Annotated in this window: 12 protein-coding genes; 3 read left to right on the top strand and 9 right to left on the bottom strand. The window is 57.1% G+C overall.

The annotated features are described in order from the left end of the window. Positions 1 to 395: 395 nt before the first annotated feature. Positions 396 to 599, top strand: coding sequence for a hypothetical protein (locus tag AABB92_RS16390; protein WP_031376411.1), 204 nt, complete (start codon positions 396 to 398; stop codon positions 597 to 599). 56 nt (positions 600 to 655) lie between these two features. Here AABB92_RS16390 and yjfP read toward each other — a convergent pair whose 3' ends face one another. Beyond that, positions 656 to 1405: an esterase gene (gene yjfP, locus AABB92_RS16385; RefSeq protein ID WP_046289270.1), complete on the bottom strand. Its 750-nt coding sequence runs from the start codon at positions 1403 to 1405 to the stop codon at positions 656 to 658. A gap of 159 nt (positions 1406 to 1564) precedes the next feature. Here yjfP and AABB92_RS16380 point away from each other — a divergent pair, with 159 nt between their 5' ends. Both AABB92_RS16380 and bsmA read left to right on the top strand, forming a co-directional pair. After that, entirely contained in the window at positions 1565 to 3496 is a 1932-nt protein-coding gene (locus tag AABB92_RS16380; RefSeq protein WP_031376412.1) for a methyl-accepting chemotaxis protein, read from the top strand. 56 nt (positions 3497 to 3552) lie between these two features. After that, positions 3553 to 3879, top strand: a complete 327-nt coding sequence (bsmA, locus tag AABB92_RS16375; protein WP_031376413.1) for a biofilm peroxide resistance protein BsmA — start codon at positions 3553 to 3555, stop codon at positions 3877 to 3879. Here the strand turns inward: bsmA and AABB92_RS16370 are convergent. From AABB92_RS16370 to hflK, 8 genes are all read right to left on the bottom strand, one after another. Further along, positions 3853 to 5481, bottom strand: coding sequence for an isovaleryl-CoA dehydrogenase (locus AABB92_RS16370; protein ID WP_031376414.1), 1629 nt, complete (start codon positions 5479 to 5481; stop codon positions 3853 to 3855). The two genes, bsmA and AABB92_RS16370, sit on opposite strands and share 27 nt — an antisense overlap. A gap of 220 nt (positions 5482 to 5701) precedes the next feature. Then, the gene (gene rlmB, locus AABB92_RS16365; protein WP_031376415.1) at positions 5702 to 6436 is read right to left on the bottom strand and encodes a 23S rRNA (guanosine(2251)-2'-O)-methyltransferase RlmB; all 735 of its coding nucleotides are present in this window, start codon (positions 6434 to 6436) and stop codon (positions 5702 to 5704) included. A gap of 70 nt (positions 6437 to 6506) precedes the next feature. Continuing rightward, positions 6507 to 8999: a ribonuclease R gene (gene rnr / locus AABB92_RS16360; RefSeq protein WP_046289271.1), complete on the bottom strand. Its 2493-nt coding sequence runs from the start codon at positions 8997 to 8999 to the stop codon at positions 6507 to 6509. Between the two features lie 16 nt (positions 9000 to 9015). Continuing rightward, positions 9016 to 9459: a nitric oxide-sensing transcriptional repressor NsrR gene (nsrR, locus tag AABB92_RS16355; RefSeq protein WP_031376416.1), complete on the bottom strand. Its 444-nt coding sequence runs from the start codon at positions 9457 to 9459 to the stop codon at positions 9016 to 9018. Between the two features lie 218 nt (positions 9460 to 9677). After that, positions 9678 to 10976, bottom strand: coding sequence for an adenylosuccinate synthase (locus AABB92_RS16350; RefSeq protein ID WP_031376417.1), 1299 nt, complete (start codon positions 10974 to 10976; stop codon positions 9678 to 9680). A gap of 166 nt (positions 10977 to 11142) precedes the next feature. Then, positions 11143 to 11343 (bottom strand): DUF2065 domain-containing protein, encoded by a 201-nt coding sequence (locus tag AABB92_RS16345; RefSeq protein WP_031376418.1) that lies wholly within the window; start codon positions 11341 to 11343, stop codon positions 11143 to 11145. A gap of 56 nt (positions 11344 to 11399) precedes the next feature. Next, positions 11400 to 12404, bottom strand: coding sequence for a protease modulator HflC (gene hflC, locus AABB92_RS16340; RefSeq protein ID WP_031376419.1), 1005 nt, complete (start codon positions 12402 to 12404; stop codon positions 11400 to 11402). A 3-nt stretch (positions 12405 to 12407) separates the two neighbouring features. Next, complete coding sequence (gene hflK, locus AABB92_RS16335) at positions 12408 to 13646, bottom strand: FtsH protease activity modulator HflK (protein ID WP_046289272.1); 1239 nt, start codon at positions 13644 to 13646, stop codon at positions 12408 to 12410. Between the last annotated feature and the right edge of the window lie 150 nt (positions 13647 to 13796).

Below are 13796 nucleotides of genomic sequence, written 5' to 3'. Positions count from 1 at the left end.
CCTTACGGATTATTCAGCCTCCTGTCGGGGTCAACCGCGGCCCATGGAAGCAAGGAACGTTATAGGCTGTGTCCCACAAAAGTTCGTTGTGACGAGCGCTTGTGGGACACAGCCTGAGAATGCGGCTGAAAAATTGACGCGTAATCATACTGGCGGGGGCCACTAAACTCAAGCGCACATTTCAACAAATGCCATCCGGCGTGCCAGATACGCAGGCTTTTCGTGCTAATCATGTGAATACAGCGCGTTAAGCAGCGATTGTTCAAAAAGGCTGATGAAGAGGTTCAGGCAGACGATCTGGCGATAATATCGCCAGTCGCTAAACTTAATGCAGACGTTACGGTTTGGCTTACCAGCGTCTAACAGAGTGTCTTCCCTGAAGTGAGGAGTCGGCCATGAAAAGGTACGTCATCGCCACTTTACTGGGTCTCTTCCTGTCTCTACCCGCTCTTGCCAGCAATGCTGACTGTGCGCAGCAGATGAGAAGTCACAGCAGCAAAGCGGCTGAGGGTTATGTCTACGTTAATCGACTGGATGCACCGGAGAGTAATCCGATCAGTGCGCCAGCCCGACTGTCAGAACGGTTCACTGCCCGCTAATAAACGGGTCAGGCCAGGGCGGAGCAGACCCCTCCGCCCTTTTTTACGTCTGATGTTTAAAGCTGATGCTTAAAGAAGCTCACCAGCGCCGTCAAACCTGACGGCGTAATCTTATGTCCAATCTGCTGTTCCGACAGTGACGTCAGATGCTGCGCTAATCCTTTGCTGCGCAGCGCGGCTTCCAGGCGGGCGCTTTCAGCAAAGGGCACCACCTCATCAGCTTCACCATGCCACAGCAGCAGCGGACGATTGGCCAGCGTGTCCAGCCGGGTGCTGGGATCGTATTCCGCCAGCGGTGCCATCCGGGCATCAAACTGTGCCTGCTGTTCCGGCGAGCGCACCACCAGCGGCGGAAACAGCGTCTGGCTGAGCTGCATAAAGTAGCCGGAACCCATCATGCAGGCGACGCTGTGGATCTGCGGATAGCGGGCCATCGCCCCCAGCGCCGTCATGCCGCCCATCGACGCCCCGGCGACCGCAAACCGCTCACCGGCGATCAGATCGTCAGCGCGCAGCGCCGATTCCAGCTGCGGCAGCTCATCAATATTTTTTTTCAGGATATCCCAGAAGTGACTCAGGCGGCTTTCGGCATCGCCGTGATAGCGTGCGCCGTGCAGATCCGCATCCGGCATCACCGCCCGGAATCCGGCCTGCGCTAAGGCGACGGCGAAATAGGCATAGACCTCTTTCGACGACGTAAAGCCGTGATAAAACAGCACTGTCGGCAGCCGGTTACGGCGCTGACCAGCTGGCGCGGCGTGCAGACACTCAATTCCTGCCAGCGTTTCCGTGGTGAGTTCAATCATATTCTCTCCTGAAAGGGGCGAAGCACAGGCTTTGAGTGTACGTTCTGCCACAACATTTGCGAAGCCATTCCCCCGCTGCCGGTCGTCAGCTTGCGGCCTAAACTTTTTCGCGTTGCTGCCGTTGATCCGGTATCCCCCCAATGTGATCAAAGGTAATTTATGAAGCGTCTCTCTCTCAGCGGCCTGAGTCTTGGAGTTAAGCTGTCTGTACTGACGTCTCTCAGCGTAGCGTTATTACTGCTGGTTCTGACGCTGACCCAGAGCCACACCGCCTCACGCCAGCTGGAAAACCTCGCGATTGATGATATGCACAATCAGGTGCAGGGCATCAGTGAAATGGCGACCATGTTCAACGCCACGCTTTCCGAAGAGGTGAGCAACTACACCAATCTGTTTACCAGCTTTTTACCCAGGCGCTTTAGCCTCGATGAAAGTGCCCGGGTGCAGGTGGGCAGCTTTTCGACGCCGGTGCTGCGTGCTGGCTTAAAGACGCTCAACCTCGACCAGACAGCGGTGGACGATTTCACCGAACGCACTGCTGCGGTCGCCACCATTTTCGTGCGTGACGGCGAAGACTTTATCCGCATTTCCACCTCGCTGAAGAAGCAGGATGGCAGTCGCGCCATCGGCACCCAGCTCGATCGCGCCAGCGCCGCCTGGAAAAGCGTGCATCAGGGGGAAATCTACCGTGGCCTCGCCACGCTGTTTGGCCATCGCTACATCACCCAGTATCAGCCGGTCAAAGATGCCAGCGGCACGGTAGTCGCCATTCTGTTTGTCGGGGTCGGTATCGATCAGCAATACGCCCTGATGCGTGAGAAAATCCTCGCGCGTCGGCTGGGCGACAGCGGCCACTTTTATGTGATTAACGGCGCGCCCGGCAGCGCTCAGGGTCAGTATCTGTTTGATCAGCACAACGAAGGGAAACTGCCGGGCTGGGATAACGCGATACAGCAGCAACTGCTGACCCAGCCGCAAGGGATACGGCAGGTGGAGATGGCCGGAGAGAACCGCATGCTGGCCTGGCAGCAGTTACCGGGCTGGAACTGGGTGATTGTTGGTGAGGTTAACCGCGCCAGCCTGCTGGCACCGATTACCCACAGTCGTAACCTGTTTTTACTCACCGGCCTGGCGCTGGTGCTGGTGTTTGCGCTTGGCTTTGTCTGGTACAGCCGCCGGGCGATTACCCGTCCGCTGCAGCAGGTGATTCATCTGGCGCAGCAGTATGCCGCCGGTAATTTGCAGGTGCATCTCGATACGCCACGTCGCGACGAAGTGGGCCAGTTGATCAACGCCATCAACGGCATTGGCGATGGTCTGGAGAAGATCGTCGGTCAGGTGCGCAGCGCCGCGCAGGAGATCAGTGACGGCACCGATACCATCGCCGCCAGCAGCCACAATATCAGCGAGCAGATTGGGCGTCAGGCCAGCAGCGTCGAGCAGACCTCAGCCAGCATGGAGCAGTTTGGTGCGACGGTAGAACATACCGCCGATAGCCTGCGCCAGGCGATGTCGCTGGTGTCTGAAGCCAGCGCTATCGTCAGCCAGGGCAGCCAGACCGTGGTGCGCTCGGTTAACACCATGTCGGCCATTAAAATCTCGTCGCAAAGCATTGCGGATATCACCCATGTGATCGAATCTATCGCCTTCCAGACCAATATCCTGGCGCTGAATGCCGCGGTTGAAGCCGCGCGTGCCGGTGAACAGGGACGCGGATTTGCGGTGGTAGCGGCCGAAGTACGGGCGCTGGCGCAGCGCTCGGCGCAGGCCGCGAAAGAGATTGATGGGCTAATCGCCACCTCAATCGGCAATGTGGCGGAAGGCCATCTGTTATCTGAGCAGACCCGCGACGCGATGACCCACATCGTGACGCACATTGAGCAGGTCCAGGCGCTGATGGGCGAGATCAACGTGGCGGCGCAACAGCAGGCTGCCGGCATTGGTCAGGTTAATCTGGCGATGAACCAGATCAGCCAGGCGACGCATCAGAACAGTGAACTGGTGGCGCAGGCGGAAAGTAGCGCCCAGACCCTGAGTGATAAAGGCCATCACCTGACCCAGCTGGTCAGCGTTTTTAGCCTCAAATCCTGACGGCATTCGGGACGATGGCATACACTTAATGCTTCGTCCTGAATGAGGGTTTTCCTATGCGTTTCGCTTACTTACTGGTGTTAAGCCTGTCACTGGCAGGCTGTTCTGCGTTTCAGACGACCCCAAAAGCGCCGCCCGCGCCGACGCAACAGGCGCAGGAAATTTCACGGGCGCAAAGCGCCGGTTTACCGAAGCTGGGCAATATCACCGTCAACGTGCACGGTTCACCGGATGATGCACAGCGCGCCGTGGCCGCCCGGGCCAATCAGTCCGGTGCGACCTACTATCAGATCGTGGCGCTGAGTGAAACGGTGATGCCTGGCTTATGGTACGCCAGCGCGATCCTGTACGGAGCCTCACCCACCGCAGGCGCGGGCCAGTAAGCGGTCGGCCAGCGCGGCATCAAGTGGACGTGAGCCGCGCTGATCGAGCCATTGCCGGCACCAGCCATCCGCCAGCGGCGGCTCGGCATATTTCAGCAACTGTGCGCCCGTTGCCAGCAGCAGCAGACTACGGGTCAGTTCACGCGCCTGCGCCTCCGGTATTTTGTGCAGTCGCAGACGAAGCTGACGCCAGCGCGCATCGAAATGGCGGTTACTGCCTTTGACTGCCTCAAATTCCTGGCTGAGCATCTCTGCCGCATCGCTCTGCCGCGAAAGCGCGCGCAACACGTCGAGACACATCACGTTGCCCGACCCTTCCCAGATACTGTTAACCGGGATATCGCGATACAGCCGCGGCAGCTCACTCGCTTCGCAGTAGCCGATGCCGCCTAACACCTCCATCGCCTCTGCCACAAACGGCGCACCTGCTTTGCATATCTGGTATTTCGCCGCCGGGGTAAACAGGCGCGCAAAGGCAACCTCATGCGGTTTTGCCGGCTGCGACCAGGCACGGGCCAGCCGCATCAGTAAGGCGGTCTGTCCTTCCAGCTGCAGTGCCTGCTGCGCCAGCACCTGACGCATCAGTGGCTGATCCACCAGATTTTTACCCAACACCTGGCGCTGGTGTGCATGATAGAGCGCAACTGAAAAAGCCCGCCGCATCTGGCCGTGACTGCCGAGCGCGCAGTCAAAACGGGTCATTCCGCCCATTTTCAGGATCAGCCGGACCCCTTCCCCCTCTTCTCCCAGTAGCCAGCCAGTGGCGTCGCGAAACTCGACTTCGCTGCTGGCATTGGATCGATTACCCAGCTTATCTTTCAGCCGCTCGATCTGGATAGCATTGCGGGAACCGTCCGGTAACAGGCGCGGCAGGAAGAAGCAGCTCAGTCCCGCCGGCGTCTGTGCCAGCACCAGATGCGCATCGCTTTGCGGCACCGAAAAAAACCACTTATGACCGGTGAGCCGGTAGATTTCACCGGGGCCGCGCGCGCCCAGCGGCTCCGCGCGGGTGGTGGTAGTGAACAGATCGCTGCCGCCCTGCTTTTCTGTCATGCCCATGCCGATCAGCAAGCCGCGCTTTTGATCGCCGGGCTGTGCATGGGTGTCATACCGGTCACTGAGCAGCGGATCGAGCCAGCCTTCGAACGCGGCCGGCAGATAAGTCTGAAGCAGCGGGATTGCCGCGTGGGTCATCGTCACCGGGCAGAGCGTGCCCGCTTCAACCTGAGCATGCAGAATAAAACGGGCAGCACGCGCCACGCTGGCATGTTCGCGCACCGTCGGTTGCCAGCTGAGGTTGTGCAGACGGCTGGCGCAGACGCCCTGCATCAGCAGATGCCAGGCGGGATGAAAACGCACTTCATCGAGCCGCACGCCACGCGCATCGTAGCGCAGCAGTTCGGGCGGTTCGGCATTAGCCAGCCGGCCAAGCTCCAGTGATTCAGCGCTGCCAAGCTGCAGCCCGACGGAAGCCAGCCATTCACGATCCCACTCCGCGCCCTCGCGCTGTAGCGCTTCACTCAACGGCGTATCGGAAAGGAACAGGTTGCTGTTACTGAGAGGATGGGGCTGATTAAAAACGGTGTGTGTTGTCCAGGTCATAACCACTCCTCGCGGATGTCACTCAGTAAGTATACCCGTCGTCTTTCAAGCTGCATTTTTGTTGGCTGCGTTCACTCACCCGAATCACTTACTCATGTAAGCTCATCGGGATTCGTTCTCTTGCCGCCTCAATGCAACCCTAAATCCTTTGGGTATATACGAATGACGCGCAGTTATGCCTGGTACAGAAACTAATTTGTGGCGAGGATCACATCGGAGATCAGGCGTTGCGCTGGCGCACCGCTTCAAACAGGCAGACGCCGGTAGCGACCGAGACGTTCAGCGAAGAGACGCTGCCTGCCATCGGAATACTGATCAGCTCATCGCAATGTTCACGGGTCAGACGACGCATACCTTCGCCCTCTGCGCCCATAACCAGCGCCATCGGGCCGGTCATTTTGCTCTGATACACGGTGTGATCGGCTTCACCGGCCGTGCCGACTACCCAGATGTTGTACTCCTGCAGCAAGCGCAGCGTCCGCGCCAGGTTGGTGACGCGGATTAACGGCACGTTCTCAGCCGCACCGCTGGCCACTTTTTTGGCGGTGGCGTTCAGCGGAGCGGAACGATCTTTTGGCACGATCACCGCATCCACGCCCGCTGCATCGGCGCTGCGCAGACAGGCTCCGAGGTTATGCGGATCGGTAACCCCGTCCAGCACCAGCAGGAACGGTTTTTCCAGGCTCTGCAGCAGATCCGGCAGATCGCCTTCCTGATACTGACGGCCCGGCTTAACCTGCGCCACGATACCCTGATGCACGCCGCCTTCCACCTGGCTGTCCAGCCACTTACGCTCTGCCAGTTGAATTACGATCCCCTGAGCTTCCAGCGCGGCGACCAGGGGTTGCAGGCGACGATCGTCGCGGCCTTTGAGGATAAAGACCTGCTGGAAACGTTGTGGGTCGCGTTCCAGCAGCGCCTGCACGGCATGGATACCAAAAATAATTTCGCTCATCGATCTGCTCAGTGTGTGGAAATGAATAAATTACCGCCCTTTCCCGGCTGAGAAAGGGCGGCTATGCGCATCAGTCAGTTTGCGCTTTTTTGCTGGCGCGCTTAGCCCGCGTGGCGGCGGCGATTTTACGGCTTTTTTCCGAGACGGTTTTACTTTTTTTCTCGGTTTTTGCCGCTGCCGGTCTGCCCTTGTCACCGCGGAAAGCAGCGTCTGGCTCAAAATTGGACTTCTTGCTGACATCACGACGGCGTTTTGACGGTGGTTTGCCATCACGCTTCGCCCGATCGCGCTCGGTTTTACCTTCGCCGCGGACCTGACGCTGGCTGGAGATCAGGGCAAAGTCGATTTTACGCTCGTCCATGTGCACCGCTTCGACCCGTACTTCCACAATATCGCCAAGACGATAGGTGCGGCCGCCGGACTCGCCAATCAGACGCTGACCGACCGGATCGAAACGGTAGTAGTCGTTATCAAGCGTCGAGACATGCACCAGACCATCAATGAACAGATCGCTCAAGCGGACAAAGAAGCCAAAGCCGGTGACGCTGGAGATCACGCCGTTGAAGACGTTGCCGACCTGATCCTGCATGAAGTCACACTTGAGCCAGTCCGCGACGTCGCGGGTCGCTTCATCAGCCCGGCGTTCGGTCAGGGAACAGTGCAGTCCCAGTTGCAGCATCTCCGGCATTTCGTAGTGATAGCCACCGGTCGCAGTCATCCGATCTTTGATCGCGTTGCTGTCTTTCGGCATCAGATATTTGATGGCGCGTTGTACCAGACCTTTACCTTCACCCTGCTCTTTTGCCAGCAGATACTTGATGGCGCGATGCAATGTCAGATCCGGGTAGCGGCGGATTGGCGAGGTAAAGTGAGCATATGAAGTCAGCGCCAGACCGAAGTGGCCGCGGTTTTCCGGATCGTAAACTGCCTGCTTCATCGAACGCAGCAGCATGGTTTGCAGCATTTCCGCATCAGGACGATCGGCCACCTGCTTCAGCAGTGCGGCATAGTCGATCGGCTGCGGTTTGTTGCCGCCGGGCAGACTCAGTCCCAGCTCGTTGAGCACGGTACGGAAACTCTTGATGCTTTCGTCGGTCGGGCGATCGTGATCGCGGAACAGCGCCGGTTCCTGATTTTTCTCAACGAAGCGTGCCGAGGCGATATTCGCCAGGATCATGCACTCTTCGATCAGCTTGTGGGCGTCATTACGCGAAACGCGCTCAACACGCTCAATGCGGCGCTCGGCGTTGAAGATGAACTTCGCTTCTTCGGTCTCAAACGAGATGCCGCCACGCTCTTCACGTGCTGCTTCCAGCGCCTGATACAGGTTGTGCAGCTCTTCAAGATCTTTAACCAGCGGCGCATACTGCTGACGCAGCTCTTTGTCGCCCTGCAGAATGTTCCAGACTTTATTGTAGGTCAGACGCGCATGCGAATTCATCACCGCTTCGTAGTGTTTGAAGCCGGTCAGTTTCCCTTTTGAGGAAACGGTCATTTCGCACACCATACACAGGCGATCGACCTGCGGGTTGAGCGAACATAAACCGTTCGACAGCACTTCCGGCAGCATCGGCACCACCTGTGACGGGAAATAGACCGAGGTACCGCGCTGATGCGCTTCGTCATCCAGCGGCGTGCCAGGACGGACGTAATAGCTGACATCCGCGATAGCAACCCACAACCGCCAGCCGCCACCGCGTTTTTTCTCACAGTAGACCGCATCGTCAAAGTCACGGGCATCTTCGCCATCAATCGTGACCAGCGGCAGCTTACGTAAGTCGACGCGTCCTTTTTTGGCCTCTTCCGGCACTTCTTCTTTCAGCTTACTGACCTGCGCTTCAACCTCTGGCGGCCAGCTGTGTGGGATTTCATGGGTCCGAAGCGCCATATCGACCGCCAGACTGGTGCCCATATCATCACCGAGGATCTCAGCCACTTTACCGATCGCTTTACTGCGACGAGTTGGACGCTGAACTAACTCCACCACCACGACCGAGCCCATGCGGGCATTCATGGTTTCTTCCGGTGGGATCAGGATGTCAAAGCTCAGACGGCTGTCGTCCGGCACCACAAAGCCAGCACCGGCGTCGGTGAAGTAACGGCCAACGATCTGGTTATTGCGTGGTTCCTGTACCCGCACCACGCGCGCTTCGCGACGGCCTTTACGATCGGCACCCAGCGGCTGGGCCAGAATGACGTCGCCGTGCATGCAAAACTTCATCTGTTCGGCGGAGAGGTAGAGGTCGTCCTTCTGACCTTCTGCCCGCAGGAAGCCGTAGCCATCACGGTGGCCTATGACCTTCCCGCGTAGCAGATCCAGACGCTCCGGCAGGGCATAGCATTGACGGCGGGTGAACACCAGCTGACCATCACGCTCCATGGCGCGCAGACGGCGACGCAGCGCCTCAATATGCTCTTCTTCCTGCAGGTTCATCTCTTGCGCCAGCTCTTCGCGGCTGGCCGGTTTTTCGCGTTTTTCTAATAGCGCCAGAATAAATTCACGGCTTGGAATGGGGTTTTCGTATTTTTCAGCTTCTCTATCCTGAAAAGGATCTTTTGACATAGCGGTTCCTCCGATGTCATTGAGTATTTATTGCCACCGGCGGTTCGGACAATATGATTTCATAAAGTGGGGTATTCCCTTCAACCAAATCCGCCAGCGTGTAGCTATCCAGTTCCTGCAGGAAGCGCTGTACCGCGTCATGTAGCGCCTTCTTCAGGCGACAGGCGGGCGTAATGGAACAGGATGCGCAGTCCACTAATTGTAGCGGTTCCATCTTACGCACTACGTCGCCAATCACAATCTGACTGGCCGGCATGCCAAGACGAAGCCCGCCATTTTTGCCGCGCGTTGCTGCGATATATCCCGCCCGGCTCAGTTGATTAATGATTTTGACCATGTGATTACGTGACACACCATAGGTGTTGGTCACTTCAGTGATGTTGGTCTGCTGGCCTTCGGGCAACGCGGCCAGATAAATCAGGGCCCGTAAACCATAATCAGTAAAACTCGTCAGCTGCACAGTAACCTCAGTGAATCATCAAAAGTGGCATCGCATAACCCGCCTTGCGATTGATGTCAGGAATAAATCGGATCGCCATGCGAGTGGCTACGATGATAAACCAGAGTCTGATTAACCGTGCGTTTTTTTAAGCCAGCACCGGGTTGGACAAGCGAAGGGGAATTAAGTGGCATCAAAGAGTGGAAAAACAAAGGCCGGACAAGGTCCGGCCTGGGTGATTATGCGTCGAACGGATCGCGCAGAATCATCGTTTCACTGCGGTCCGGGCCGGTTGAGATAATATCAACCGGAACACCCGTCACTTCTTCTACACGCTTGATATAGTCGCGGGCAGCTTGTGGTAAGCCCTCCAGCGTCTTCACACCAAAAGTAGTCTCGCTCCAGCCCGGCATCGTTTCATAGATCGGCTCAATGCCTTCCCAGTTCTCTGCCGCCAGCGGCGTGGTGGTGACTTCACGGCCATCCGGCATCCGGTAAGCCACGCAGATTTTGACCTCTTTCAGGCCATCCAGCACGTCCAGTTTAGTCATGCAGAAACCGGACAGAGAGTTGATCTGCACCGCACGACGCACGGCAACCGCATCCAGCCAGCCGGTACGACGACGACGGCCGGTGGTGGCACCGAACTCGTTACCCTGCTTACACAGGAACTCACCGGTTTCGTCAAACAGCTCGGTCGGGAATGGACCAGCACCGACGCGGGTTGAGTACGCTTTCACGATACCCAGCACGTAATCGACATAGCGCGGGCCAATGCCTGAGCCGGTCGCTACGCCGCCAGCGGTGGTGTTGGACGAGGTAACGTACGGATAGGTACCGTGATCGATATCCAGCAGCGTACCCTGCGCACCTTCGAACATGATCAGATCGCCACGCTTACGCGCGCCGTCCAGCAGCTCAGAGACGTCAACCACCATGCTGGTCAGGATGTCGGCAATCGCCATCACATCGTTCAGCACTTTATCGAAGTCGACCGCTTGCTCTTTGTAGTAGTGCACCAGCTGGAAGTTGTAGAAATCGACCACTTCTTTCAGCTTGGCGGCAAAGGTCTCTTTGTTGAACAGATCGCTGACGCGCAGTGCACGGCGTGCGACTTTATCTTCATAAGCCGGACCAATACCGCGGCCAGTAGTCCCGATCGCCTTAGCACCACGCGCTTTTTCGCGCGCCATGTCCATGGCAACGTGATACTGCAGAATCAACGGACAGGCTTCAGAAATCAGCAGACGTTCGCGTACCGGAATCCCGCGCTCTTCGAGGCCTTTCATCTCTTTCATTAAGGCTTCAGGAGAGAGCACTACGCCGTTACCAATAATGCTGGTGACGTTATCGCGCAGAATGCCAGAAGGGATAAGGTGGAGGACGGTTTTTTCACCGTTGATGACAAGTGTGTGGCCCGCATTGTGGCCGCCTTGATAACGCACAACGTAATTCGCGCGTTCAGTCAGAAGGTCTACAATCTTACCTTTACCTTCGTCACCCCATTGGGTGCCCAGTACGACGACGTTCTTACCCATTTCTCAAAATCACCGATTGCTTAAAAAAGGATTCTACCATCTGATCCGGTGGTTTTCAGCACTTTTAGCATACGATTGCGCGCTTTTTTGCCAGCATTTTGATCACTACAACATGTTGGGGAAAACAGGCGCAGCAGGCACAATTTGTGCACCAGGCCAGCAGTTGTTACAGGTTGCCGTGCAGGCTAAGCATGCAATAGATTACCATTCCGGCTACCACCAGCCCGCCGCCAAAACGGTGCAACAGGCGATCGGGCAGCTGCGTCATCGCCAGAATCATGCGGCGCCAGGCGCGTGGCATGAACATCGGTCCCAACCCTTCCAGCACTAATACCAGCGCCAGTGCCATCCAGATGCTTGTTTTCATACTGATACCCAAAAAAAAGGCCGACAACATTGTCGGCCTGTAGGTTATATCAGTTCTTAACGTGTCGCGTTAGAGGGCGCCTTCATATATCGGAAGAAGTCGCTGTCCGGGCTTAACACCATCACATCCTGATTGTCATTGAAGCTGTTTTCATAGGCACGCAGGCTACGAATAAAGGCGTAGAAGTCCGGGTCCTGACTGAATGCCGCAGCAAACAGTCGCGCCGTTTCCGCATCACCGTCACCACGGGTAATCAGCGCTTCACGCTGGGCTTCGGCCAGCGTACGCGTTACCTGGTAATCAGCCTGGGCGCGCAGTTTTTCTGCTTCTTCCTGACCTTGTGAACGCTGGCTACGTGCTACGGCTTCACGCTCTGCACGCATACGGTTGAAGATCGCATCTGAAACTTCGGTCGGCAGGTTGATCTGCTTAATCCGTACATCTACGACCTGAATACCTAACGCCGCCATACTGTTCGGGTTCGGTGCCGGTTCGCTGCTGTTAGTTTCACGCTCTACGCGGGCCGCTGCACTGGCAATCGCATCATCGGCGGCCGGGGTGGCGATTTCGTCATCGCTGCCTGCACTACCGGTGTTCAGCGCATCACGCACGTCGGTGGTCAGACGACCACGCGAATCGGTCACAATGTCTTTAACATCCAGACGCCCCATTTCAGAACGCAGACGGTCACTGAACTTACGTTTCAGCAGTACTTCCGCCTGAGACACATCGCCGCCACCGGTGGCCAGATAGTAACGACTGAAGTCGCTGATACGCCATTTGATGTAGGAATCGACGATCAGATCTTTCTTCTCTTTAGTGACGAAGCGATCGGCCTGGTTGTCCATGGTCTGAATACGAGCATCCAGTGTTTTAACCGTTTCCAGGAATGGGATCTTGAAATGCAGACCCGGTTCAAACACCTGCGGTTTGTTTTCGTCATCGCGCAGAACTTTACCGAAGCGCAGTACGATGCCGCGCTGACCTTCCTGCACCACAAACAGCGACGCATAGAGCGCCACCAGCACGACGATGATTAATACTACTATTGGCTTACGCATCGATTACTCTCTCCCTTCGCGCTGGCTGTCGTTGCGCAGAGCGTTAGCCCGACGCTGATCCATGATGCTGTCCGGACTGTATGACGACGTGTCACTGCGGCTGGCGCTGCGATCGGAGAGCGCAGGCTGCGATGCGGCACTGCCCCCTTTCTGACCGTTGTGGCCGGTTGACGCCTGACCGCCACGCATCAGTTGATCGAGCGGCAGCACCATCAGGTTATTACCCCGATCGTTAACCAGTACTTTACGGGTATGGCTGAGCACGCGTTCCATCGTTTCGATATAGAGACGCTCTTTGGTGATTTCTGGTGCCGCTTTGTACTCAGGCAGGATTTTGGCAAACCGCGCCACTTCACCCTGCGCTTCCAGCACCGTCCGCTCTTTATACGCACGGGCTTCTTCCAGAATACGCTGCGCCTGACCGTTAGCTCGTGGCTGAACTTCGTTGGCGTAGGCTTCCGCTTCGCGGACATACTGCTCGCGGTTTTCACGTGCGGCAATCGCATCATCAAACGCAGACTTCACCTCTTCCGGTGGACGAGCCGCCTGGAAGTTTACGTCCAGCACCGCGATGCCCATATTGTAAGGGCGAATCGTTTCGTCGATTTCACGCTGGGTATCGCTACGGACCACAGTACGACCTTCGGTCAGGATACGGTCCATGGTGGAACGGCCAATGACGCCGCGCAGTGCGCTGTCGGTGGCCTGACGCAGACTGTCATCCGCGCTGGTAACGGCATAAAGATAACGTTCCGGATCGGTAACCCGGTACTGGACGTTCATCTCAACCCGCACCACGTTCTCATCCGAAGTCAGCATCACGCCTGACGCGGCCAGTTCACGTACCGCTTCAACGTTAACGGCACGCACCTGATCGATAAAGGTCGGTTTCCAGTTCAGACCTGGCTCAACCAGATGACTGAACTTACCGAAGCGCGTTACCACGCCACGTTCCGCTTCTTTGATGGTGTAGAAACCGCTTGCTGCCCAGATCACGACAGCTGCAACCGCTACGATGCCAACAATTTTGCCGCCGCTGCCGGAGCCGCGCTGACCGTTGTCGTTCTGTTTGCCACCGCCCAGACCACCAAGCTTCTTGCTCAGCTTACGGAAGATATCATCCAGATCAGGAGGCCCGGATTCCCGTCCTCCTTTATTCCCCCCAGAGTTGCCGCCTTGATTATTGCTGCTTCCCCACGGGTCGCGGTCCTGTCCGTTATTTCCGGGCTGATTCCACGCCATGTCTCTACTCCATTTATTGTATTTGCGGTTTTTACCCTTCATCTTTCGGATTGCAGCGGTGTTGGCTGCCTTCGCTCACTCCGGTCACTTACCTGCGTAAGCTCCCGGGGATTCACTCAGTTGCCGCCTTGCTGAAATCCGAAATACTCG

It is taken from the genome of Pantoea brenneri (assembly GCF_038594305.1).
Classification (GTDB): domain Bacteria; phylum Pseudomonadota; class Gammaproteobacteria; order Enterobacterales; family Enterobacteriaceae; genus Pantoea; species Pantoea brenneri.
Note: the sequence above shows the minus strand (reverse complement) of the source record. Positions and strands in the feature narration are given on the sequence as shown.